Origin of the sequence: Streptomyces sp. NPDC012474 (genome assembly GCF_042955185.1) — a bacterium.
GTDB lineage: Bacteria > Actinomycetota > Actinomycetes > Streptomycetales > Streptomycetaceae > Streptomyces > Streptomyces cahuitamycinicus.
Map to the genome: position 1 here is coordinate 439,359 of NZ_JBIBEP010000002.1, position 22,755 is coordinate 462,113.

Genomic DNA, 22,755 nt, shown 5'->3' on the forward strand with positions numbered 1-22,755 from the left:
GGACCAGTCTGACGCACCGCACTGACAGTAGGTGCCTCTCGGGGTCAAGTCGTGACGAGGGGCAGCCGGGCACCGAAGAGCGAGTTGTGCACAGGGCCCCCTTCGAAACGGATTCCCAGCTCTCTCTAGTTAGGAGTAGTAGTAGGGGCTGTGGAAACCGTGGATAACCTCGTTTGCCCAGCTCAGAGCAGGAATCTTGTCCACCGGTCCTGTGGGTGGAGGCGGTGGACAACCGGGCGTATCTGTGGAGAACAGAAAGTTCTGCACACGCCGTGCACAGGGTGAGGCGAGTTCTCCCCAGCGCCGTCCCCAGCTTTACCCAAGTTTCCCACAGCCCAACCCGGCACCTTTGTGTGACGCCTTTCACTCGACCCAGTGAGGAGGCGCGTCGCGTTGCCGAACAGTGGACAGGGATGTGGAGAAGCCATCGATCGCTGGGGACAACTCCACCCAGCCTGTGGGCGGCCGGTGGACAACTCGGTGCACAGGCTGTGGACCAATCCGTCGTCCACAGGCTGTGGAGATCCTTCGTCCACGAATCCACAAGCATCTGAGCTGGTCTGATCGTCTATCACCAGGGGCTGCTGTGGAAACGATCTGGACAACTTCCCGGTCCCCAGGATGTGGACGGCAGAAAGTCCCCGAATCTGTGGAGGGCGGCCGTAACCCGGCGGGTAATCGAACAGCGGGTTGCGATCCAGTTCCTGAGGGCAGGGCCGGAGATCCACCTCAGCGGGCTCGGATGGGCTCGGACAGGGGCCAGAGAGGGCTCGGAGAGGGCTTGGAGAGGTGTGCCGCTGCGCCGGCGCGTACCGGCCCGACGGCTTCTGCGCAGGGAAAAGGGCGCTCTTCGAAGCCTCGAAGAGCGCCCTCAGCGGCGTACCGCCGTCGCCGTCAGCCGTTCTTGATGCGGTTGGTCAGCTCGGTGACCTGGTTGTAGATGGAACGGCGCTCGGCCATCAGGTTGCGGATCTTGCGGTCCGCGTGCATCACCGTCGTGTGGTCGCGGCCGCCGAACAGCGCGCCGATCTTCGGCAGCGACAGGTCCGTGAGCTCACGGCACAGGTACATGGCGATCTGCCGGGCTGTGACGAGAGCGCGGCCGCGCGAGGTGCCGCACAGGTCCTCGACTGTCAGACCGAAGTAGTCCGCCGTCGCGCCCATGATGGCCGTCGAGGTGATCTCGGGCGCCGAGTCGTCGCCGCCGGGAATGAGGTCCTTGAGGACGATCTCCGTCAGGCCCAGATCCACCGGCTGCCGGTTGAGCGAGGCGAACGCCGTGACCCGGATCAGCGCGCCTTCCAGCTCGCGGATGTTGCGCGAGATCCGGGACGCGATGAACTCCAGCACCTCGGGCGGCGCGTTCAGCTGCTCCTGGACCGCCTTCTTGCGGAGGATCGCGATCCGGGTCTCCAGCTCGGGCGGCTGGACGTCCGTGATCAGCCCCCACTCGAAACGGTTCCGCAGCCGGTCCTCCAGCGTGACCAGCTGCTTCGGCGGCCGGTCGGAGGACAGCACGATCTGCTTGTTGGCGTTGTGGAGCGTATTGAAGGTGTGGAAGAACTCCTCCTGCGTCGACTCCTTGTCCGCCAGGAACTGGATGTCGTCGACGAGCAGGATGTCCATCTCGCGGTACCGCTTGCGGAAGCTGTCGCCCTTGCCGTCGCGGATGGAGTTGATGAACTCGTTGGTGAACTCCTCCGAGCTCACGTACCGCACCCGCGTGCCCGGGTAGAGGCTGCGCGCGTAGTGCCCGATCGCGTGCAGCAGGTGCGTCTTGCCGAGCCCGGACTCCCCGTAGATGAACAAGGGGTTGTACGCCTTCGCCGGCGCCTCGGCCACAGCGACCGCGGCCGCGTGCGCGAAGCGGTTGGAGGCGCCGATCACGAACGTGTCGAAGAGGTACTTCGGATTCAGGCGTGCGGTGGGCTCACCGGGGCCGGTCGCCGGCGCGGGCTGCGCGGCCAGTGGGCCGGGCGCACCGGTCGTCGGCAGGTTCGGGCCGACCGGGCCGCCCCGGTGCACGTGCCCGGAACCGGCCGGCGGCTCGGGCAGCTCACGGCGTACCGGGTCGCGCTGGTCGTAGTCGGGGCGTGGCGCGTCGTAGTCGGAGCGCGACTGCTCGTAGGAGGGGCGCTCCATGGGCTGTGGGCGGTAGTCCTGCGAGGAGGTGCCATAGGCGTCCTGCGGGTTGTACGGGCTTTGGGAGCCGTAGGAGTCCTGCCCGGGTGACGCGTACGGGTCACGTTCGGGGAAGCCGAGGCGCTGCTGCTGCCAGCCGTAGTCGTCCTGCTGCTGCGGCCGGGGCCAGGCGCCGGGCTCGGGGCGCTGGTACTCGGACGGGTATGCGGGACGGGCCGTGGGAAGTTGATCTGCGCGCGTAGGCGGAAGCTGGTCACCGGCCTGCCCGGGCAGTGGGTCGGCGCGGTGGCGGCCGTACCCCTCGTACCCGTCGCGGTCCTTGCGGTCGTAGGCGTCACGGTCGGGCCGGTCGGGACGGTCGTAGGCGTCGCGGTCCTTGCGGTCGTATCCGTCACGTTCCGGCCGGTCGTATCCGTCACGGTCGGGACGGTCGTACCCGTCGCGGTCCTTGCGGTCGTATCCATCCCGCTCGGGACGGTCGTATGCGTCGCGGTCCTGGCGTGCCGACGGGAGTTCGGGCTCCTCGTAGCGCGGCTGGGGGCGGGCAGAGGGCACCGGTGTGGCAGGGGCCTCGCCCGCGGAGTCGTCGACGGTGATCGCGATCCGGATCGGGCGGCCGCACTCGCGGCTCAGTGTCTCGCTGACGATCGGCGCCAGCCGGCCCTCGAGTACGCCTTTGGCGAATTCGTTCGGTACGGCGAGCAGGGCGGTGTCCGCGACCAGCGCGAGAGGCTGGCAGCGCCGGATCCAGTGCTCGTCCTTCCCTTCGACCCCTTGGCTGCGGCCCTCCCCGAGGAGTTGCTCCAATACGCGTGGCCACACTGCGGCAAGATCGGCAGGTACGTCAGCCACAGGGCACGCTCTCTCACAGGTCCCACGAACGTGTGGTTCTGGGACGGCTCGGGATGTAAATCGGGTGGGGCAGGGATAAGGGAACGAATCGGAGTTCCGTCACGGTAGTCAGGGCGGCCGGTAGGGTTCAAGTTGTTGTCCCCAGCCTGTGGACAAGTGTCTCCCGGCGACTCCTGGTTTGACCGGATGGCGTAGCCGCGCGTACCGTAACCAGGTCGAGTTGTCGATGGCTGCTGCCGCCTGCCTCCGATGGGCACAGATCATTTGGGTGATCGGTCAGCGGTGCACTCGGGCGTAACTGCGAGCTACTCGTGGGCGCACGGTGACAGCCAGGACGGCACCCCGCAACCACCGATTCTTTCTGGAGCCCCCGAGTGAGCAAGCGCACCTTCCAGCCGAACAACCGTCGTCGCGCGAAGACCCACGGCTTCCGGCTGCGTATGCGGACCCGCGCCGGTCGCGCGATTCTCGCGACCCGCCGTAGCAAGGGTCGCGCCCGTCTGTCCGCCTGATTCCGATCAGGTCATGACGTCGTGCTGCCCACCGAGAACCGGCTGAGGCGGCGCGAGGACTTCGCGACCGCGGTGCGGCGAGGCCGTCGGGCAGGACGCCCGCACCTCGTCGTCCACCTTCGAAGCGGTGCCACGGACCCGCATGCGCCTGGGGAGAGCGCTCCCCCGACGCGTGCGGGTTTCGTCGTGAGCAAAGCAGTGGGTGGCGCGGTCGTGCGCAGCAAGGTGAAGCGCAGGCTTCGCCACCTGATGCGCGAGCGAGTCGCCCAGCTGCCCCCCGGTAGCCTGGTAGTCGTACGAGCGCTGCCCGGATCGGGCGACGCCGACCATGCACAGCTGGCCCGAGACCTGGATGCCGCTCTCCAGCGGTTGCTGGGAGGGGGCGCGCGATGAAGTACCCGCTGCTGGCTCTGATCAAGCTCTACCAGTGGACGATCAGTCCGCTGCTCGGGCCGGTCTGCAAGTACTACCCGTCGTGCTCCCACTACGGCTACAAGGCCATCGACCGGCATGGTGCCATCAAGGGAACGGCACTCACGGCATGGCGCATCCTGCGGTGCAATCCGTGGTCGCTGGGCGGTGTGGACCATGTCCCGCCGCGCAAGCGTCCGCGGTGGCACGAAATGCTGCGTAACGCGTGGCGTGCACGCAAGGGCGGGCCCTCCGCCGTCCGACCGGCCACCGAGGGACAGACTTCTCCCACAAGTCCGTCGAGTCCCTCTAGCCCGGCCGCAGAGACACCGTCCCATGCCCAAGGAGCATGATTAGTGGACACGATTGCCAGCCTCTTCAGCTTCATCACCACACCCGTCTCCTGGGTCATCGTCCAGTTCCACACGGTGTACGGCGCCCTCTTCGGCCCTGACACCGGATGGGCCTGGGGCCTGTCGATCGTGTCCCTGGTGATCCTGATCCGTATCTGCCTGATCCCGCTCTTCGTGAAGCAGATCAAGGCCACCCGGGCGATGCAGACGCTCCAGCCCGAGATGAAGAAGATCCAGGAGCGCTACAAGAACGACAAGCAGCGTCAGTCCGAAGAGATGATGAAGCTGTACAAGGAGACGGGCACCAACCCGCTCTCCTCGTGCCTTCCCATCCTGGCGCAGTCCCCGTTCTTCTTCGCCCTGTACCACGTGCTCAACAGCATCGCGTCGAACGACACCATCGGTGTGATCAACGAGAACCTGCTGCAGAGCGCGCAGAAGGCGCACATCGTCGGCGCCCCCCTGGCGGTGAAGTTCACCGACAGCTCGTCGAAGGTGGAAGCGCTCGGTGCCTCGCTCACCGATGTGCGCGTGGTCACCGCCGTCATGATCGTCATGATGTCGGCGTCGCAGTTCTTCACCCAGCGCCAGCTGATGACGAAGAACGTCGACACCACGGTGAAGACTCCGTTCATGCAGCAGCAGAAGATGCTGATGTACGTCTTCCCCGTCATGTTCGCCGTCTTCGGCATCAACTTCCCCGTCGGTGTCCTCGTCTACTGGCTGACCACCAACGTGTGGACCATGGGTCAGCAGATGTACGTCATCCGCAACAACCCGACGCCGGGTTCCAAGGCCCAGGCCGAGTACCTGGAGCGCCTGACCAAGCACGTCACGCAGCACGACAAGGTCAGCAAGCGACGCGACCGGGCCATCGTCAAGGCCATCGTCGCCAAGGGCCGCGACCGCAACGAGTTCGAGCGCAAGTTCATCAACGGCCTGAGCAAGGCCAACCTCGCCGCCCAGGCCGACGGCACCGTGATCAAGAGCGACACCGCGGTGGCGGCTGAGGCCGAGGACGGTACGCCGACCACCGCCGCCGGTGCTGCGAAACGCCAGCAGCCCAAGCGGCAGAGCAAGTCGCAACGTCAGCACGGTGGAGCCACCGGTGCCAAGGCGGCGGGTGAGGACGAGCCGAAGACGTCGCTGTCCAAGTCCGACGAGCCCGAGGACGCCAAGCCCGCCGCCGCTGCCAAGAAGGGCGGCGCGAAGCCCGCCGGTGGAACCCGCAGCAAGGCCCAGTCCGGACAGCGCAAGGGCCCGCAGCGGCCCAAGTCCCCGTCCAAGAAGTAAGAAGGAGTCCATCCCGTGACGGAAGGCACCACCTCCGCTGCTGCCGAGGGTGCAGACACCCTGACTCGCCTGGAGCAGGAAGGCGAGATCGCGGCGGACTACCTGGAGGGTCTGCTCGACATCGCCGACCTCGACGGCGATATCGACATGGACGTCGAGGCCGACCGGGCCTCCGTCTCGATCATCAGCGACGCGGGCGGCCGTGAGCTGCAGAAGCTGGTCGGCCGTGACGGCGAGGTGCTGGAGGCCATCCAGGAGCTCACCCGTCTGGCCGTGCACCGGGAGACGGGTGACCGCAGCCGCCTGATGCTCGACATCGCCGGCTACCGGGCGCAGAAGCGTTCGGAGCTGTCCGAGCTGGGCGCCAAGGCCGCGGCGGAGGCCAAGAGCAGCGGTGAGGCCGTCAAGCTGAAGCCGATGACGCCCTTCGAGCGCAAGGTCGTGCACGACGCGGTCAAGGCTGCGGGTCTGCGCAGTGAGTCCGAGGGCGAGGAGCCGGAGCGCTTCGTCGTCGTGCTGCCTGCCTGATCGGCCCTTACGTTCTCCGGCCCCGTCTGTTGCGCAGGCGGGGCCGAACTTTGTCAGCCTGATAGTTCTGGTGGTTCTGGTGTCGGCGCCGGGTGCGCTGACGCGGTACGGAAGGACGGTCCCCCGTGACGGAGGCAGCGGAGCTTCCCCCCGCGCCCGAGCAGGCGCGCGAGGTGTTCGGTGATCGCTACGCGGATGCTGTGCGGTACGCCGAGCTGCTCGCCGAGGCGGGCGTGAAGCGCGGTCTCATCGGCCCGCGGGAGGTGCCCCGCCTGTGGGAGCGGCACCTGCTGAACTGCGCGGTGCTCTCAGAGGTCGTGCCCGACGGCGTGACGGTGTGCGATGTGGGCTCCGGCGCTGGTCTTCCCGGCATTCCGCTGGCGCTGGTCCGTACCGACCTGAAGATCACGCTCTTGGAGCCGCTGCTGCGGCGCACCAACTTCCTCACCGAGGTCGTGGAGCTGCTCGGCCTCGATCATGTGACCGTCATGCGCGGCCGGGCCGAAGAGGTCATGGGGAAGATCCAACCGGTCCATGTGGTGACGGCTCGGGCCGTCGCGCCGCTCGACCGGCTCGCCACCTGGGGCATCCCGCTGCTGAGGCCGTACGGGGAGATGCTCGCGCTCAAGGGCGACGCCGCCGAAGAGGAGCTGAAGAGCGCGTCGGCGGCGCTCAGCAAACTGGGGGCGGTGGAGACATCCATCCTGCATGTGGGTGAGGGTGTGGTGGATCCGATGTCCACCGTCGTACGGGTCGAGGTTGGAGAGAGCCCCGGTGGTGTGCGCTTCGCCGCGAAGCGTGCCAAGGCGGCTCGCACGGGGCGGACGCGCCGACGGCGTTGAGCCGACCGGGCTGTCGGATGCTCTCCGTTCTTCCGGCACTGGTCCGGCCTTTCCGGCAGTTCTCCGCTCTTCGACGCTGATCCGTCCTGACGACGAGACGTACTCCACACAAGCTGCCAAACCTATGCAAGCCGGAGTGTCGCGACTGTACGGCCTCGGCTGCTGTGCATCGTGTTTCACGTGAAACGTCGCTCACTGCTGCACGGCATCATCAGTCGTGGCCGCGCCGCGGCCGAACCCCGCGACCGAAAGCCTCTAGGTTCACTCGATGAGGCACCTGAGGTATCCACAGAGGTGGATTTCTCCACAGAACGCCAGGCCTCACTGGTTCACGACCCCGAAGACATGGGAGGCTCTGTTCATTGCGAGCCTGAAGTCGAGGAGAGTGAATCCGTGCGGTCCGACGCCAACATCGCGGGACCGATGACCGATCCGGTCCCCGGTCCCCGTACCGAGTCGATGGGGGCGGATGTTTCACGTGAAACGCCGCCTCCGATGGACGACACTCCCATCGGTCGTGCTGCCCAACTGGCGGTGGAGGCTCTGGGCCGCGCCGGCGAGGGCCTGCCACGGCCCGAGCAGACCCGGATCATGGTGGTCGCCAATCAGAAGGGCGGTGTGGGCAAGACAACGACAACCGTCAACCTTGCCGCATCCCTGGCGCTGCACGGTGGCCGGGTCCTGGTGGTCGACCTTGACCCTCAAGGCAACGCGTCCACCGCGCTGGGCATCGACCACCACGCCGAAGTGCCGTCCATCTACGACGTCTTGGTCGACAGCAGGCCGCTCTCCGAGGTGGTCCAGCCGGTCCCCGACGTCGAGGGCCTCTTCTGTGCCCCCGCCACGATCGATCTCGCCGGTGCGGAGATCGAGCTGGTGTCTCTGGTGGCACGGGAGAGCAGGTTGCAGCGTGCGATCCAGGCGTACGAGCAGCCGTTGGACTACATCCTCATCGACTGCCCGCCCTCCCTCGGTCTCCTGACGGTCAATGCGTTGGTGGCGGGACAGGAAGTACTGATCCCCATCCAATGCGAGTACTACGCGTTGGAAGGCCTCGGGCAGCTGCTACGCAACGTCGACCTGGTGCGGGGGCACCTCAACCCCGCCCTTCATGTGTCGACCATCCTGCTCACCATGTACGACGGCCGGACGCGGCTCGCGTCCCAGGTCGCGGAAGAGGTGCGCACCCACTTCGGTGACGAGGTACTGCGCACGAGCATCCCCCGCTCTGTCCGTATCTCGGAGGCGCCGAGTTATGGGCAGACGGTACTGACTTACGATCCTGGATCGAGTGGTGCCCTCTCCTACCTTGAGGCGGCACGAGAGATCGCGCTGAAGGGCGTCGGCATCAGCTATGACGCGACGCACGCTCATATCGGCGTACAGCAGAACGACCCGAGCATGGTGGAGGGCATTCAGTGAGCGAGCGACGAAGGGGGTTGGGCCGTGGTCTCGGCGCACTGATCCCTGCTGCGCCGACGGAGAAGTCGGTGGCTCAGGCTGCGGCGGGGAACGCTGTTTCCGCATCCCCTGCGGCAGTACCTGCCCTGCCGAACGATCGTGGGGTGGCCGCGGCGAAGGTGGCGACTCTGCCGACTGTTTCACGTGAAACAGAGGAGTCGGTGCAGCCGACTGCTCCCGCCGCGCCTGCGGCGCCCGTCGGTGCGCACTTTGCCGAGATCCCTCTCGACTCCATCACGCCGAACCCTCGTCAGCCCCGTGAGGTATTCGACGAGGACGCGCTGCACGAGCTCATCACCTCCATCAAGGAAGTGGGGCTTCTTCAGCCGGTCGTCGTGCGGCAGGTGGGTCCCGCCCGCTATGAGCTCATCATGGGTGAGCGTCGCTGGCGCGCCTGCCGCGAGGCGGGTCTCGAGGCGATCCCGGCGATCGTGCGGGCCACGGAGGACGAGAAGCTCCTCCTGGACGCTCTGCTGGAGAACCTGCACCGCGCCCAGTTGAATCCCCTGGAAGAGGCAGCCGCCTACGACCAGTTGCTGAGGGATTTCAGCTGCACGCATGATCAGCTGGCGGACCGTATCGGCCGGTCCCGGCCGCAGGTCTCCAACACCCTGCGTCTGCTGAAGCTCTCGCCGGCCGTGCAGCGTCGGGTGGCCGCCGGGGTGCTCTCAGCAGGCCACGCCCGGGCGCTGATCTCTGTCGAGGATTCGGAGGAGCAGGACCGGCTGGCCCACCGCATCGTGGCCGAAGGCCTTTCGGTGCGAGCCGTCGAGGAGATCGTGACCTTGATGGGGTCGCGGCCTCAGAAGGCTCAGAAGCCCAAGGGCCCGCGTGCCGGTGCGCGGGTCTCTCCTGCGCTGTCCGACCTCGCCACGCGGCTGTCCGACCGCTTCGAGACGCGCGTGAAGGTTGACCTGGGGCAGAAGAAGGGCAAGATCACCGTCGAGTTCGCCTCGATGGAGGATCTCGAGCGGATCCTTGGCTCACTCGCTCCTGGCGAGGGGCCGGTCCTTCAGAAGAGTCTGCTGGAGGGCGACTCCGAGGCGAGTGAGTCCTGAGCCTCCGGCTAGGAGCGTCTGCTGTGCAGGAGGGAGAGCGGGCCGTGTCCGGTGTGTGCCGGAACGTGGCCCGCTCTTTCCTTTCTGGCGGTATCGATGGAATCGCAACGTCGATACGATGCGTTCGAGCACGGCGCAACCACTTGGCAACACCTCTGAGAGAAGGCAGGGGCCATGCGAACCATGAGCCGCACCGGACTGGTGAGCACCGGTTTGGGACTGGGAGCGGTCGGTGGGTTCATCGGCAGTCTCCTCAGGGAACGGAGCGCTCTGACAGCCGCCCGCGACGCGGCGGCGGGCGAAGGAAGCGAGGATCAGCCTTCATGGGCCGCCGGCTCGTACCGCTCACGCTGGACAACCTCCAGGACTTGCCCAAGCGTTGTCGTTCGTGTGTCTTCTGGGAACTCGACCCAGTCAGCGGTGAGGCCGCGGTAAAGGCGGGCACAGCGGCTCCGGAGAAGGAGGCCTGGATCTCGGCGGTTCTGCTGGACTGGGGATCCTGCGGACGGGTCGTGTACGTCGACGACGTGCCGGTGGGCTTCGTCCTCTTCGCCCCGCCTGCCTATGTGCCTCGCTCCACGGCGTTTCCCACGAGTCCTGTCTCACCTGATGCGGTACAGCTGATCACCGCGTTCATCGTGCCGGGCTATCAAGGGCAGGGACTGGGCCGGGTGATGGTGCAGACGGTAGCCAAGGATCTGCTGCGGCGCGGGTTCAAGGCGATCGAGGCCTTCGGAGATGCGCGCTGGAAGGAACCCGCCTGTGTGCTGCCCGCCGATCACCTTCTGGCGGTCGGGTTCAAGACGGTCCGCCAGCACCCCGTCCACCCCCGGCTGAGGCTGGAACTGAGGTCGACGCTCTCCTGGAAGGAAGACGTCGAGATGGCACTGGACCGGCTTCTGGGTGCCGTGCAGAAGGAGCCGGCCTTGCGACCTCTGTAGAAGCAGCCTCTCTTTGTGACGCTGTAGAGCAGCCAAACGAATGGGCCAACCCTTCCGGGTCGGCCCATTCGTGTTTCACGTGAAACATGCACCGCCGGAGCGACGGTTCAGCTGAATCACTCGGCGATGAACTCTTCGAGGTCGCGGACGATCGCGGCCTTCGGCTTCGCGCCCACGATGGTCTTGGCGACCTCGCCGCCCTGGTAGACGTTCAGGGTCGGGATGGACATGACGCCGTACTTGGCGGCCGTACCCGGGTTCTCGTCGATGTTCAGCTTGACGATCTCGATCTTGTCACCGTACTCGGAGGCGATCGCCTCGAGGGACGGCGCGATCTGGCGGCAAGGACCGCACCAGGCGGCCCAGAAGTCCACCAGAACAGGCTTGTCGCTCTTCAGGACGTCCTGCTCGAAGGAGTCGTCGGTCACGTTCTTCAGGGTGCCGGCCACGGAGGGCTCCTTAATGGTTGTGCGTGGGGCGGGTAGGGAGAGGTCAGACAGAGGTCTTCTCGGGCTCGGGCTGCTCCTCGTCCGCCAGGGCGGCGAGGTAGCGCTCGGCGTCGAGAGCTGCGGAGCAGCCGGTCCCGGCCGCGGTGATCGCCTGACGGTAGGTGTGGTCGACCACATCACCGGCGGCGAAGACGCCGGTCAGGTTCGTGCGCGTCGACGGCGCTTCCACCTTCAGGTAGCCCTCTTCGTCCAGATCGAGCTGACCCTTGAAGAGCTCGGTGCGCGGGTCGTGGCCGATGGCAATGAACAGCCCGGTCACCGGCAGGTCCGAGATCTCACCGGTCTTGAGGTTGCGCAGCTTCAGACCCGAGAGCTTCGGGTCGCCCTGGATCTCGGCGACCTCGCTGTCCCACACGAAGTTGATCTTCGGGTCGGCGAAGGCGCGTTCCTGCATGGCCTTGGAGGCGCGCAGGGTGTCGCGACGGTGGACGACGGTCACGGACTTGGCGAACCGCGAGAGGAAGGTGGCCTCCTCCATCGCGGTGTCACCACCGCCGATCACGGCGATGTCCTGGTCCTTGAAGAAGAACCCGTCGCAGGTGGCGCACCACGACACACCACGGCCTGAGAGGGCATCCTCGTTCGGCAGACCCAGCTTGCGGTGCTGCGAGCCGGTGGTGACGATGACGGCCTTGGCCTGGTGGACGGTGCCGGCCGTGTCCGTGACGGATTTGATCTCACCGCTCAGATCAACAGCCACGATGTCGTCCGGGATGAGTTCGGCTCCGAAGCGCTCCGCCTGGGCGCGCATGTTGTCCATGAGGTCAGGGCCCATGATGCCGTCCCGGAAGCCCGGGAAGTTCTCGACGTCCGTGGTGTTCATGAGCGCACCACCGGCGGTGACGGCACCCTCGAACACCAGCGGCTTCAGCGACGCGCGCGCGGTGTAGAGGGCCGCCGTGTAGCCGGCGGGCCCGGAGCCGATGATGATCACGTTTCGGACGTCGCTCACGGCTTGATTCCTCGTCTCTGGACTGCGTCGTTCGACCGGTGGGAGCTTCTTTCGGAACTCTCACCCCACCCAACGGATCCTAAGGGGCGCGCATTCCCGCTGTGTCCGGGCACACGGAGAACCGGCACCCTGTGGCGGCCCTGTGGTGAGGCTGCGGCCGATCCGAAGAGCGAAGAAGGAGCGTTCGCTCAGGCGGATGGATAGGTGCGCTCCAGGAGCACCTTGCCGACGGCAGTGGACGCCGCTTGGTCCACACAGGTCGCGTCGACGATGTAGACGGTGACACGAGTGGCGTCAGAGGCGGCGGGAAGCAGCACGAGCATGGCTTTCTTCCCTTGATAGGTGCCGTTCTCGGTGGCCAGGGCCGCATCGTCGCGTCCGATGCCGTCGCGGACGCAGCCGGGAACCACGGCTTCCTTGAAGACCCTGGGCTGGTTGGTGCCGGGGGCCGTCGCTGCGCCGAAGGGGGTGCGGGAGCCGCCACCCTTGGTCTTGTTCTCGGACAGGAGATCGGTGACCTGCTTCTGCAGCTTTCCTTCGGAGAAGGTGTCTGCGGCAGTGGTCTGTCGTTCGCCAGCCGTGTCATGGGGCGGCTTGTTGTCTCCGAGTGATGACAGCAGGACGGAGCCCAGTCCAAGGGCGGCCACCGTGAAGACGGTCCCCAGAACGGCGATCCTGCGGCGCCCGATGCGCGTTCGGTCCTTGCGGCCTGGGCCGGTGGTGGAGGAGCGGGGACGGCCGGTGGGTCGGTCGGCAGGCGTCGATGTTTCACGTGAAACACGCACACCGCTGTTGTCATCGGACGGGGCACCGACAGCGCCGGAACCGGGAGCACTTTCCGGCTCCGGGCTCTCCGAGGACTCCGGACCGCTGGCGTTCAGTAGTGCCTCGGCGGCGAGAGCGGCGTCGATGCGGCCCGTGACGTCGGCGGGCATACGGGGCGGGCCCGGCAGCGTGCCGAGCAGGCCGCGGATCTCCTCCACGGAGGCGTACACATCCGCGCAGAGCTCGCACTCGTCAAGGTGGCGGCGCAGGTCGGTGGTCCGGTCCGGCGGGAGGAGTCCCTCGGCGAGGTCGGAGATCTCCGCGACGTCCGGGTGCCCGGCCATGTCTGTCGTCGACGTCACGCTCGTCCACCTCCGCCCTTCACTGCAGCTGAGTCGCTCGGTCCTGTGTCCGTGGATCCCGCTTGGGGCGGGCCCGCTGCGGGTGGGACGGCCGGGCTCTGCGTCCGGTTCCGTTCCCCGCCCGGGTTCTTGCCCTCACCGCTGCCGTCCTGCCGTAGATGGGTGAGCAGCGGCAGGAGTCTGGCTCTTCCGCGCGCACATCTGCTCTTCACCGTGCCGGTGGGCACGTCGAGGATGCGGGCCGCCTCGGCGACCGGGTAGCCCTGCATGTCCACCAGGACGAGCGCGGCACGCTGGTCGGTCGGCAGGGTTCCCAGGGCTTCGATGAGCTGTCGGTGGACATCATTGCGCTCGGCAGGAGCCGAGGCCGACTCGTGCGGCTCCAGCAGCTGCTCCAGGCGCTCGGTGTCGTCGACGGGAGAGGTCTTCCGGGAGGCCGCCTTGCGGGCGCGGTCCAGACAGGCGTTCACCGTGATCCTGTGCAGCCACGTTGTGACGGCCGACTGGCCCCGGAAGGTGTGGGCGGCCCGGTATGCGGACACGAGGGCGTCCTGTACCGCGTCAGCGGCTTCCTCGCGGTCGCCGAGCGTCCGCAGGGCGACGGCCCAGAGCCGGTCGCGATGCCGCCGCACGATCTCACCGAAGGCATCGGGGTCGCCTTCGACGTGGCGGGCGAGCAAATCCTGATCGCTCACTCCGTCACATCCGGTGCCGTCTGCCATCGGCCTCCTTCCTCGAGGCAGATGCCGTCAGCTGGTCACCTTGATGTCCGCCACCCTGCCGCGCCACTTGCCGTCGTCGGGCTGTATGGGCAGTTTCGTCAGCCACACCAGGAGATACCGGCTCTTGAGAGACTTGTCGGGCTTGAGCTGGACGGTCGTTCCCGAACCTTGGGCGACCTCGGAGTAGGAGTCGAGGGACGTCGGCTCCGAGCCCGCGTCGGGGCTCGCGCTCCGAAGCTCGACCGAGGTGTCCCCCACGAATGTGACGGTCACCTTCCCTACCTGCTGGGTCTTGCCGAGGTCGAGGATGATGCCGACGCCCGACTTCAGACGGCCGAAGTCCGCGCTCAGGTAGAAGTCCGTCTGCCAATAGGTGGCCGTGCTGTTGTCGTAGACCTTCCCTACGGCCGACGGCTTCTCCGTCTGATCCCCGAGAGGATCGAAGTCGCGGGCACCGCTGATGGTGATGGGCTTGCCGCCCGCCGGCTTCTTCGGGCTCTTGTCGTTCCCGTCGTTCGTCTGCGTCTGGCCCGGGTCCTCGTTCTTGCCGCCCTGGTCCATCAGCGCGTCCGCGAGCTGCCAGCTGCCGAGGCCCAGAGCAGCGATCAGCAGTGCGGAGACGGCCCATTTCAGGGCCTTGCCCGTGCGGCTCTGGAGCGGGGGCGGCGGGGTCGCGATCGGCTGGGTGACGCCGGGGCGCGGGCTCTGACGGCCGTAGGTGCCCTGCTGGTACGTCGTGCGCTGGTACTCGGGCGGGGCGGTGAAGGCCGGCTCCGGCGGACGGATGCGGGGCATCTCGCCGATCGCCTTCACCAACTCCTCAGGCGTGGTGCACGGCGACTCGTGCCGGGAGGCGGTGGCACCGTCGTTGGCGAGCGCGCGCATCGAGAGCTCGGACAGACCGCGGTGCACGCCGGCCCGCACCTGGTCGGGCGCGATCAGGCCGATGTCCTTCGGCAGGCCCGACAGACCGTAGGCGTCGCTCTCGTACGGCCAGCGCTGGGTGAGCGCCGCGTACAGCAGGGCGCCGATGGACTCGGTGTCGGTGCGCTGCGGGGTGTCGGACACGACGCCGCGCAGGGCGGCGTTCACGGCGAGGCCGCGGATACGCCACTGGCCGGTCGAGGCGCGCAGTACGGCGTTGGGGTTCAGCCGCAGGTGGGCAAGGCCCTCACGATGGGCTGCGGCCATCGCGGAGGAGACCTGACTGACCATCTGGTAGGCGTCATAGGGCTCCAGGGGACCGGAGGCGAGGAGCGTGGTCAGTTCCGTCGCGTCGGGAAGCCACTCGTGGACGACGTAAACGACGTCGTTCTCCTCCACCGCGTCCAGCACCTGGACGAAGCGGGGGTCGCCCAGGAGGGCGGAGGAGCGGGCGGCCGCCAGGACGGAGCGGGCGCGCGAGTGGTCGGCGGGCAGGATGTGCACGCCGACGGCACGGCGGAGCTTCTCGTCCACGGCACGCCAACTGCTGAAACCGTCCAGACGGGTGACGCACTCCTCGAGGCGGTAGCGTCTGGCGAGTTTGTGACCACTGTGCAGTTCGGGCGGCGAGGTCGTTCCGGCACCGTCGGTCCGGGTGCTCTCCTGTGCCTCGTCGCTGTCCGTGTCCCGCTCCCGGTTCTTGGCCACCCCGTCGGCCGTGGACTGGTCCGCCTGTGCGGTCAGCGACGTGTCGTCGCTGTTGTCTGCCACGTCGACGGCAGCCGTACTCCGTTCCGCCACCGTCGTTCCTGCCTCCCCATCCATTGCGCGCCGGCCGGCATCTATTGCGCGCCGTCCGAAGCCGAAACCAATTGTGCCCACAGTCCGCCGCTATGCACGACACGCGGTGGCTGACGATGGTTGTGCGCCTACCCCCCGACTCAGCGTCCCAGGCGTCCGCGGACCATGCCGACCAGCGAGTTCAGTTCCTCGATGCGCATGCGCCGGGCGGCGACGAAGAAGATCCCGAGCAGCACCGCGCCGCCTGCCAGGACCGCGGCGAGCGAGCCCGCGGGGCCCTGGCCGAGGGAATGTCCGATGCCGTAGCAGGCCGCGCCACTGAGCAGGGCGGCCGGGACCGACGCGATGCACAGCCGGGCGTAAGTCCGCAGGACGCGGGCGCCGTCGAGGTCCCCGCCGAGGCGCTTGCGCAGCCGGCGCCAGGCGACGCCGACGCCGATCGAGTAGGCCAGGCCGTACGAGGCGGCCATACCGACCACGGCCCAGCGCGACGGGATGACGAAGTAGCAGATCGCCGAGGCGCCCGCGTTGACCGCGGCCACGATGACCGTGTTGTAGAAGGGAGTTCGGGTGTCCTCGTAGGCGTAGAAGGCACGCAGGACCACGTACTGCACCGAGTACGGAATCAGGCCGAGCCCGAACGCCATCAGCATGAAGCCCATGTTGGTGGCCTCGCTGGTGCCCGAGGGGCCGAACATCAGCGTGCACATCGGGATGCCGAGGGACAGGAACCCGAACGCGATCGGCACGATGGCGACCGCCGTGGTGCGCAGGCCCTGGGAGATGTCGTCACGGACGGCGCCCCCGTCGCCCTCGACCGCCGAGCGTGACAGGCGTGGCAGCAGTGCGGCCATGAGGGAGACCGTGATGATGGCTTGCGGCAGACCCCAGATCAGCTGTGCGTTGGCGTAGGCGGCGAAGCCGGTGCCGTCGACCGGTGAGGCCTTGCCCGCGGCGGTGGACAGCTGGATGACGATCATGGCGCCCGCCTGGTTGGCGAGGACGAACAGGACCGTCCACTTGGCCAACGTGACGGCCTTGCCGAGGCCCTGGCCCTTCCAGTCGAAGCGCAGCCGCAGCCGGAAACCGGTCTCGCGTAGATAGGGGATCATCGCCAGCGCCTGGACCACGAGGCCGAGCAGTACGCCGATGCCCAGCAGGCGCTGGCCCTCCGGCGGGATGGTCGTGGCCTTCATCCCGGAGTCGGCCGCGGTGCCGTAGACGTAGATGAACATGCCCAGCGTCACGATGATGACGATGTTGTTCAGGACCGGGGTCCACATCATCGCGCCGAACTTGCCGCGTGCGTTGAGGATCTGGCCCATCACCACGTGGATGCCCATGAAGAAGATCGTGGGCAGGAAGTACTGGGCGAAGGTGACGGCGACCTGGTTCGCGGCCGGGTCGGTGGCCACCGGGTCGGACAGCACACGGATCAGGAGCGGCGCGCCGAGGACCGAGAGAGCGGTGAGTGCGCCGAGCGTCACGATGACCAGGGTGAGCAGGCGGTTGGCGTAGGCCTCGCCGCCGTCGTCGTCCTCCTTCATGGCGCGTACGAGCTGCGGCACGAAGACGGAGTTGAGGCCACCGCCGACGGTGAGGATGTAGATCATCGTCGGCAGCTGGTAGGCGACCTGGAAGGTGTCACCGAGGAGGCCCACGCCCAGAGCGGACACGATCAGTGCCGAGCGGATGAAGCCGGTGAGGCGGGAGACCATCGTGCCCGCCGCCATCACGGCGCTGGACTTCATCAGGCCCGCGGCGCGGCCGCTCTTCTTCGGGGCGGACGAGGCGGCGGGCTCGGGCGCCTGCTCCTCGTCCACGAGGGGCGGTGCCGCCGCGGTCCGGCCTGGCGCTGCGTACTGGTCCTGCGCTGCGTACGGGCCCTGTGCCATCTGCCCCGGAGCCGGGGACGGGCCGGGCACCGACGGCGTCTCGTACGACGGGTGGCCGCTGCTCTGCTGCTGGTCCCGGAAGAGATGCGCGAAGGCGTCCGGCTCCTGGCGCGGCTCACCCGCCTGGGAGACGAGGTCGTCCACGCCCACGAACTGGGTGGTACGGGGGTCGTCGCCGTACGGCAGATGCCGCGTTACGCCCTCCGGCTCGGGCGCGGGTGTCTGTGCCCACACCTGAGGGTCGGGCGCGTACGGCGACTGCGGCGGCTGGCCGTAGAGGTGCTGCTGCGGCTGGTACGTGCCGGGAGCGGGCGGCGGGTGCGCGGCGCGGTCGTACAGCGCCTCGCCGACGGGGTCCTGGGCCGAGAGGTCCTGAGCCCGGTAGGGGTCCTGGCCGTAGGCGTCCTGGAGGTACATGTCCGCGGGCGATTGCGGCTGCACCTGGCCGTGCTCGGGCGGTGAACCCTCGGGCTCGCCCGCACCGGGGTAGCCCGGGCTGCCCGCGGCACCGCCGCGGTCACCGTCGTACGGCGCGTTCATGGTTACCCCACCTCATCGTCCCGGGCCCACCGGCCACGACTTCTCAACGGTCCACTCTCTCACCCGTGCCGGACGGGTCGGCGCTTTCCGCTGCGGTGTCCGGGGCCGGGTCACTCGGCTGCTCCGGGCTGTCAGCCCGGGAGCCGGCCTCGGTCTCCTGCTCAAGACGTGTGCCGGAGGCCTCCGGGTTCTGCGGAGTGTCGACCTGGCTCTGCGAGCCGTCGATCTCGTCGTCCGCCTCGGCCGTTTCGTCCTCGGCCGCCTCACGGGCGGCGGCGCGCTTGCGCTGCGTGTACATCCGGAAGCCCGCGAGGACCAGGAGCAGAACGCCACCGCCGATGACCAGCATCACCGTGGGAGTGACCTCGGTGACCCTCACGTCGAAGGCGACCGGGGCGCCGTACTTCTGGCCGTCCTCCGTGTACAGCTGGGCGACGACTTCCGCCTGGCCGTTGGCGTTGGCCGACGTGGTGAACTTCACCGACTGGGCGTGGCCGCCGTTGACGGTGACCGGCTGCTCCTCGTAGGCGTCTCCGCCGATCTTGAGGCGCGTGGGGTTCTTGGAGGTGAGCCGCAGTTGCAGGTGCTCGACGCCTTGGACGAGGTTGTTCTGGACGGTCACCGGGATCGTGGCGCTGCGGCCGGAGAGCTTGGTCTCCGACTTCTGGATCAGCTTGACCCCGTCGATGAGCCCGTTGAGGTACGACTCGATGCCATCTCGGTATCCGACCGCCGCGACGCCCCGGCCGCGCCACGACGTGGACATCTCCCGGTTCATGGCCCGCCCGAAGGGGGTCACCACCCGGGACTGCCGGGTGAGGATCACCTTGAACTTGTCGAGCTTGCCCTGGGTCCTGGCGATCTGCTCGAAGGCCGCCCGCGGCAGCTCCTGCTTGCGCAGCGAGGAGGGGTACGCGGAGGCCGGCGGCACCTTCGTGTTGGCAGCAGGGTCCGGCTTGGCCTTGGCGGCGGCCGTCAGGTCCTGCGACTCGGACCAGTTCCCGCCCTGGAGGGCCGCCAGCGCTTCGGCCATGGCCTGCGCCTGGCTCACGGACGGCATGCGCTGGGGGGCGACGACGACGCTGCGTTGCTTGCCGGTCTGCAGGCCGAGGGTGAGGCTCTGGGCCAGGAAACGCTGCACGGCGAGCGTGGAGGCGGAGGCCTTGGTGAGATCGCCGTGGAACGCGGTGGACATCCGGGAGTCCGCGACGACCGCTGTCGTGCCACCGCCGATGGGCCGGGCCGCGGAGGGTGTGTACGACAGGTTGTCCTGGAGGCTGTCGCTGCGGGTGATCACCTTGTCGGCGCCCGCTGATGTGGCGACCTTCACGATCGACGGGTCGACGGCACCGTCCACCGGCCAGACGAAGTCCGTGGACGGCTTCACGTGGAGGATGGTGTCCACCGTCTCGGCTGCGACGTCGGTGGCCTCCTTGAGGTGGCTCAGCGAGCCGGTGACGTTCGTGCCGTTGTGGGCGAGGGAGGCCAGGTCGGGGTCGCCGAACGGCAGGGCGGCCACTTCTTCGCCCGTGACCGCCTGCTGGAGTTCGGCCAGCCAGTGCTTGGCGATCTCCTGGTTCTTGCCGGGGGTGGTGGCGCCGTCCGCGCCGCGGACCTGGTAGCTCCGCGTCATCGCGTCGACGGATGCCAGCAGGTCCGGGTCGACCATCCACGTGACATCGAGGCCCTTGCCCAGCGACACCATCTGGTCGAGTCGGCCGCCGGGGGCGATCTCCTCGGCGAGCTCGTCGTCACGGAAGACCGGTGTCTGCTGCTCGTTCGAGCCCGTCTCGGCCGTCATGTGGGCACTGGAGACCAGCGGCCACAGGAAGGTGGTCTTCGTCCTGGTGCCTGCCTCCTCCGGCTGCCACGGCAGGAACGTGCGCTGGATGCCGAGAATCTGGTCCCAGGGCCGCGCCGAGCTCTTTCCGGACAGCGAGACGGCCAGCTGGTAGACACCGTCGCCTGCGAGATCCAGCTTGTCGGCCGGTACGGAGATGCTGAAGGGCTCCGCGACGCCGGGGGTGAGCTTGGAGAACTTCTCGGTGTACTTGCCGCCGACCTTCTTGCCGGAAGGTCCCTGGAGGTCGTCGCTCTTCTTGGCGAGGGTGTCGATCGCCGAGCGGGTTTCGAGAGGGGGCCCCACCTGCAGGTCGACGTGAGCGCCGGTGACCGTCTGCTTCCCGTTGTTCGTCACGGTGCCCGACACCGTGACCGTGTCCCCCTCCGAGGGGGCGCTGGGGCTGAGCGAGTCGACCGCGACCGACACCGAGCCCGCGCTGGAGGCAGCCTGCGGGAACTCCTGTCCGGCCGCGTCCGCCGACGTGACGGCGGGCAACTGGAGGAGGCCGGCCAGCAGGGGCGCGCCGACGAGCAGTGCCCCAGTGCGCCGCAGCCAGCGGCGGGCAGGTGAGGCACTGGTCCCCTGGAAGTCTGCCGCCTCGGCCACGCGCTCGTCCGTCCCTCGTCGTCGTCAGTGGTCGTCGGAATGTGCGTCCACGCATGGTAACGATGCGCGCTGAGGGGAAGTGCCGCGGTCCGCTCCACAAGATCGCGGGCCGACACCACGAGGGCCGGTATGCGGCTCTATGGTGGGGAGCAGGTCTTTACGGCTCAAGAGCTTGGCTTGTGAGCCTATAACGGACGTGTCCCCATCCTTGGGTGTGCGGAATAGGAGGAGCCCGCGTTGGCCCGGGCCACGTACCCTCTTCTGTTGTGCCGAACGCCAACGAAGAAACCTCCAGTGCCCTGAGCCAGGTGCAGCACCGCGCGGTGAGTGAACTGCTGCGGGTCGCTCCTGTGGCCGACGACCTTGCCCGCCGCTTTCAGGAGTCGGGGTTCTCACTCGCCCTCGTCGGCGGCTCGGTACGGGACGCGCTGCTGGGCCGGCTCGGCAACGACCTGGACTTCACCACCGATGCCCGTCCCGAGGACGTCCTCAAGATCGTGCGCCCGTGGGCTGACGCCGTCTGGGAGGTCGGGATCGCGTTCGGCACGGTGGGCGCCCACAAGGGCGGCTACCAGATCGAGGTGACCACCTACCGCTCGGAGGCCTACGACCGCACCTCGCGCAAGCCTGAGGTGTCGTACGGTGACTGCATCGAGGAGGACCTCGTCCGCCGAGACTTCACGGTGAACGCCATGGCGGTGGCGCTGCCGGAGAAGGAGTTCATCGACCCGCACGGCGGGCTCGAGGATCTCGCGGCCCGTGTGCTGCGCACGCCCGGCACGCCTGAGGAATCGTTCTCTGACGACCCGCTGCGGATGATGAGGGCCGCGCGCTTCGCGGCTCAGCTCGACTTCGAGGTCGCCCCCGAGGTCGTCACGGCGATGACGGAGATGGCCGAGCGCATCGGGATCGTCTCGGCCGAGCGGGTGCGGGACGAGCTGAACAAGTTGATCCTTTCCCAGCAGCCGCGCAAGGGCCTCACTCTGCTCGTCGAAACGGGACTTGCCGAACGCGTTGTGCCCGAGCTGCCGGCCTTGCGCCTGGAGCGTGACGAGCACCACCGCCACAAGGACGTCTACGACCACACGCTGATCGTCCTGGAGCAGGCGATGGCGCTGGAGGAGGACGGTCCTGACCTCACCCTCCGCCTGGCTGCCCTGCTGCATGACATCGGCAAGCCGCGCACGCGCCGCTTCGAGAAGGACGGCCGGGTCTCGTTCCACCACCACGAGGTGGTCGGCGCCAAAATGACCAAGAAGCGCATGACGGCTCTGAAGTACTCCAACGAGCTGGTGAAGGACGTCTCACGTCTGGTCGAACTCCACCTGCGCTTCCACGGCTACGGCACGGGCGAGTGGACGGACTCGGCGGTCCGCCGTTACGTCCGTGACGCCGGCCCGCTCCTCGACCGCCTCCACAAGCTGACCCGCTCCGACTGCACGACCCGCAACAAGCGCAAGGCGGCGGCTCTGTCGCGTGCGTACGACGGGCTGGAGGAGCGGATCGCCAAGCTGGAGGAGCAGGAGGAGCTGGATTCGATCCGCCCGGACCTCGACGGCAACCAGATCATGGAGATCCTCGGTGTCGGCCCCGGCCCGGTCATCGGCCGCGCCTACCAGCACATGCTGGAGCTACGCCTGGAGAACGGGCCGATGGAGCAGGACGCTGCGGTGGCCGCGCTCAAGGAGTGGTGGGCCGGACAGGAGAGCTGAGGCTGTGAAACGGGGTCATGTTTCACGTGAAACATGACCCCGCTGGAGACAGGCGGCCTACTGGAGACAGGCCGAGGGGCGGTGTTTCACGTGAAACACCGCCCCTCACCGTGTCCGCCTACTTCTTGTAGTCCTTCAGGCAGAGCAGGAAGTCCTTGCCGTCACCGCTCTCGGTGTACGTGTACTGGAAGTCCTTGGCCGCGGCTTCGCACTTACTGGAGGCCAGCGTCTGCGTGAGGTACGAGCCCTCGATCTTGGCCAGCACCTTGAACTGGGCCTTGGTGTCGCCGCACTTGACGACTTCGAGGTCCGGGTTGTTGTCGCTGGTACTGCCGCGGTGCATGCAGTCGCCGACAGCGGCCGTGTTGGCGTCGTCCCGGCTGGCCAGGTAACCGCCGATGGCCACGCCCGCCACGGCGATGACGATGACGATGTTCTTTATCGTCTTGAAGCTGAGCCTGCGGCCGGACGGCTGCGGGGGAACCGGAGCGTACGGACCGGCGCCCTGGGGCGGGAAGCCGGGCTGCCCAGGCTGCTGCGGGTAACCGCCCTGGGGCGGGAACGGAGCCTGGGGTGCAGCCGCGGGCTGTCCCTGCGCGAATGGATTGCCCTGGGGCGGCGGAGTAGTCACTTGGGGTCCCCCTAGAACATGGTGAGTGACGCGAACATGTCGCGAGATAAGACCCACGTAAGGTAGCGGCCCCCACTGACAACGCAGTAGCCGGAAGTGG

General features: G+C 67.8%; 19 protein-coding genes. 10 read left to right on the forward strand and 9 right to left on the reverse strand.

Annotated elements, in window-relative coordinates; genetic code table 11:
- Positions 1-894 precede the first annotated feature (894 nt).
- The gene (gene dnaA / locus ACFY9S_RS06830) at positions 895-2,994 is read right to left on the reverse strand and encodes a chromosomal replication initiator protein DnaA (RefSeq protein ID WP_391123811.1); all 2,100 of its coding nucleotides are present in this window, start codon (positions 2,992-2,994) and stop codon (positions 895-897) included.
- A gap of 374 nt (positions 2,995-3,368) precedes the next feature.
- Here dnaA and rpmH point away from each other — a divergent pair, with 374 nt between their 5' ends.
- From rpmH to ACFY9S_RS06875, 9 genes are all read left to right on the forward strand, one after another.
- On the forward strand, positions 3,369-3,506 hold the full coding sequence (rpmH, locus tag ACFY9S_RS06835; protein WP_003975051.1) for a 50S ribosomal protein L34: 138 nt from the start codon (positions 3,369-3,371) through the stop codon (positions 3,504-3,506).
- A 21-nt stretch (positions 3,507-3,527) separates the two neighbouring features.
- Entirely contained in the window at positions 3,528-3,899 is a 372-nt protein-coding gene (gene rnpA, locus ACFY9S_RS06840; protein ID WP_391123813.1) for a ribonuclease P protein component, read from the forward strand.
- Entirely contained in the window at positions 3,896-4,270 is a 375-nt protein-coding gene (yidD, locus tag ACFY9S_RS06845) for a membrane protein insertion efficiency factor YidD (RefSeq protein WP_391123815.1), read from the forward strand. Before rnpA ends, yidD begins: the two co-directional genes overlap by 4 nt.
- Before the next feature lie 3 nt (positions 4,271-4,273).
- Positions 4,274-5,563: a membrane protein insertase YidC gene (gene yidC, locus ACFY9S_RS06850; protein ID WP_391123816.1), complete on the forward strand. Its 1,290-nt coding sequence runs from the start codon at positions 4,274-4,276 to the stop codon at positions 5,561-5,563.
- Between the two features lie 15 nt (positions 5,564-5,578).
- Positions 5,579-6,091, forward strand: coding sequence for a R3H domain-containing nucleic acid-binding protein (locus ACFY9S_RS06855; RefSeq protein ID WP_391123818.1), 513 nt, complete (start codon positions 5,579-5,581; stop codon positions 6,089-6,091).
- A gap of 125 nt (positions 6,092-6,216) precedes the next feature.
- Complete coding sequence (rsmG, locus tag ACFY9S_RS06860) at positions 6,217-6,933, forward strand: 16S rRNA (guanine(527)-N(7))-methyltransferase RsmG (protein ID WP_102907210.1); 717 nt, start codon at positions 6,217-6,219, stop codon at positions 6,931-6,933.
- 345 nt (positions 6,934-7,278) lie between these two features.
- A complete protein-coding gene (locus ACFY9S_RS06865; protein ID WP_391124250.1) occupies positions 7,279-8,355 on the forward strand; it encodes an AAA family ATPase in 1,077 nt (358 codons plus the stop codon).
- On the forward strand, positions 8,352-9,452 hold the full coding sequence (locus tag ACFY9S_RS06870) for a ParB/RepB/Spo0J family partition protein (protein ID WP_391123820.1): 1,101 nt from the start codon (positions 8,352-8,354) through the stop codon (positions 9,450-9,452). Before ACFY9S_RS06865 ends, ACFY9S_RS06870 begins: the two co-directional genes overlap by 4 nt.
- A 323-nt stretch (positions 9,453-9,775) precedes the next feature.
- Positions 9,776-10,393 carry a GNAT family N-acetyltransferase gene (locus tag ACFY9S_RS06875; protein ID WP_391123822.1) on the forward strand — a complete coding sequence of 206 codons (618 nt, stop codon included), beginning with the start codon at positions 9,776-9,778 and terminating at the stop codon, positions 10,391-10,393.
- Between the two features lie 116 nt (positions 10,394-10,509).
- Here the strand turns inward: ACFY9S_RS06875 and trxA are convergent, their stop codons facing one another.
- From trxA to ACFY9S_RS06910, 7 genes are all read right to left on the reverse strand, one after another.
- Positions 10,510-10,842, reverse strand: a complete 333-nt coding sequence (gene trxA, locus ACFY9S_RS06880) for a thioredoxin (RefSeq protein WP_030847066.1) — start codon at positions 10,840-10,842, stop codon at positions 10,510-10,512.
- Between the two features lie 43 nt (positions 10,843-10,885).
- Positions 10,886-11,854, reverse strand: a complete 969-nt coding sequence (gene trxB, locus ACFY9S_RS06885; protein ID WP_391123823.1) for a thioredoxin-disulfide reductase — start codon at positions 11,852-11,854, stop codon at positions 10,886-10,888.
- 188 nt (positions 11,855-12,042) lie between these two features.
- A complete protein-coding gene (locus tag ACFY9S_RS06890) occupies positions 12,043-12,981 on the reverse strand; it encodes an anti-sigma factor family protein (RefSeq protein WP_391123825.1) in 939 nt (312 codons plus the stop codon).
- Entirely contained in the window at positions 12,978-13,703 is a 726-nt protein-coding gene (sigM, locus tag ACFY9S_RS06895; RefSeq protein WP_391123827.1) for an RNA polymerase sigma factor SigM, read from the reverse strand. Before sigM ends, ACFY9S_RS06890 begins: the two co-directional genes overlap by 4 nt.
- A gap of 27 nt (positions 13,704-13,730) precedes the next feature.
- Positions 13,731-15,428, reverse strand: a complete 1,698-nt coding sequence (locus tag ACFY9S_RS06900; protein WP_391123829.1) for a protein kinase family protein — start codon at positions 15,426-15,428, stop codon at positions 13,731-13,733.
- Positions 15,429-15,568: 140 nt separating this feature from the next.
- Positions 15,569-17,863 carry a murein biosynthesis integral membrane protein MurJ gene (gene murJ, locus ACFY9S_RS06905; protein WP_391123831.1) on the reverse strand — a complete coding sequence of 765 codons (2,295 nt, stop codon included), beginning with the start codon at positions 17,861-17,863 and terminating at the stop codon, positions 15,569-15,571.
- A gap of 43 nt (positions 17,864-17,906) precedes the next feature.
- Positions 17,907-20,312, reverse strand: a complete 2,406-nt coding sequence (locus ACFY9S_RS06910) for a DUF6049 family protein (protein ID WP_391123833.1) — start codon at positions 20,310-20,312, stop codon at positions 17,907-17,909.
- A gap of 266 nt (positions 20,313-20,578) precedes the next feature.
- On the opposite strand from ACFY9S_RS06910, the gene ACFY9S_RS06915 reads away from it, so the two are divergent.
- Positions 20,579-22,024, forward strand: a complete 1,446-nt coding sequence (locus ACFY9S_RS06915) for a CCA tRNA nucleotidyltransferase (RefSeq protein WP_391123835.1) — start codon at positions 20,579-20,581, stop codon at positions 22,022-22,024.
- Between the two features lie 118 nt (positions 22,025-22,142).
- On the opposite strand, the gene ACFY9S_RS06920 is transcribed toward ACFY9S_RS06915, so the two are convergent.
- Positions 22,143-22,655 (reverse strand): hypothetical protein, encoded by a 513-nt coding sequence (locus ACFY9S_RS06920; RefSeq protein ID WP_391123837.1) that lies wholly within the window; start codon positions 22,653-22,655, stop codon positions 22,143-22,145.
- Between the last annotated feature and the right edge of the window lie 100 nt (positions 22,656-22,755).